1 protein-coding gene and 2 pseudogenes are annotated in these 1,186 nt (G+C 37.4%); all 3 read left to right on the top strand.

Going from position 1 to position 1,186, the window contains the following annotated elements; translation table 11 throughout:
- A pseudogene (locus O9324_RS20115) lies at window positions 1–229 on the top strand (Uma2 family endonuclease); the annotation flags it as partial.
- A gap of 265 nt (window positions 230–494) precedes the next feature.
- On the top strand, window positions 495–1,031 hold the full coding sequence (locus tag O9324_RS20120; RefSeq protein ID WP_288141135.1) for a hypothetical protein: 537 nt from the start codon (window positions 495–497) through the stop codon (window positions 1,029–1,031).
- Window positions 976–1,186, top strand: a pseudogene (locus O9324_RS20125) (murein biosynthesis integral membrane protein MurJ); the annotation flags it as partial. The gene O9324_RS20120 and the pseudogene O9324_RS20125, both read left to right, overlap by 56 nt.

Below are 1,186 nucleotides of genomic sequence, written 5' to 3' on the forward strand. Positions count from 1 at the left end.
TCGTACTGATAAGTTTAAGTTTTATCGCTCAATTCCTGAGTTTAAAGAATATATTTTGATTGATCAATACCGTTATTATGTTGAACAATTTTATCAACAAAATAATGGGGAATGGTTGTTTAAAGCCTCTGAATCAGACAAGGATACTTTAAGATTTCATTCTGTAGATTTTCAAATGTCATTGCTGGATATTTATCAACGCATTGATTTTAATTTAACTGAAGAATAATGGTTCTTTGGTTTGTCTTATGCAATGGACGGGGGTTATAAGGAATGAAACCCTTATAGAGACAGACATTGCTGCGATTTTTATCAATTGTTTTTGATCTAGAGCGAACTAATTAATTAAATCTCTTGCCAGATAAGGATTTAGTTGATCTATGCCACCTGCTCGAACCATACCAAGTAACGAAGAGCCGAAAATTTTAACACCTACCTAGTTATAAAGTATAGAATAATCTCAGAAAAAGCCTCCAGAAAATGTCAAATCAACCATGAAAAAAATTATTTTGATTTCTAGTCTATCTTTAACAATGGTAGTCGGTACTTCCTGGGCAAAACCGAATCTAGTTTTGGCTCAAACTTGTAATTACTTTGCCGGAACTGCTGTGACGGGAAAAAGCGTTAACATCGATTTATGTTCGATTGTTCCGGCTAGTTCCCGTAGTGTTGACTTTGTTTATTATTTAGGAAATCAACGACTGGTTAGCCAAGCTAATTGTGATAATGGAACTTGGACGACTTTTCCCGAAAGACAAATTCATCGTCCCCGCTCTCAGGCGACTCAAACAATGCTAGAGGTGGTGTGTAGTTACAGATTCGATAGTTCTCAATCCACATCAAGAATCGCTACAGCAATAGTGTTTTCTCCACCCTCAAATGTGAGAACATCCCCCAATGGCAATATCATCTGTTCAGTCAGAGAACGTAGAACCATCAATATTTATGGTTCAGTTGGCTCTTGGTATTATACGAATGTCTGTGGGGAAATGGGTGTTATACACTCCAGTCAAATTAAATTTGCCAACTAGAGATCGCTTTTCTACGGGAACACAGAAACGGGTAGAATCGATCAATGCAGTTGTTTTCTTTCGAGGTGTCATCATTACTAAGAAAGCTACCCGTTCCTTAGCCGGTATTGCCGGAATTGTCGCCGTTGCCACCTTAATCAGTAAGGTTTTTGGTT

Origin of the sequence: Microcystis sp. LE19-84.1B, assembly GCF_027531875.1 — a bacterium.
Taxonomy (GTDB): Bacteria; Cyanobacteriota; Cyanobacteriia; order Cyanobacteriales; family Microcystaceae; genus Microcystis; species Microcystis panniformis.

Excerpts from the sequence above, each read along its gene's own strand:
- O9324_RS20120 (WP_288141135.1), top strand. The coding sequence starts at position 495 with ATGAAAAAAATTATTTTGATTTCTAGTCTATCTTTAACAATGGTAGTC.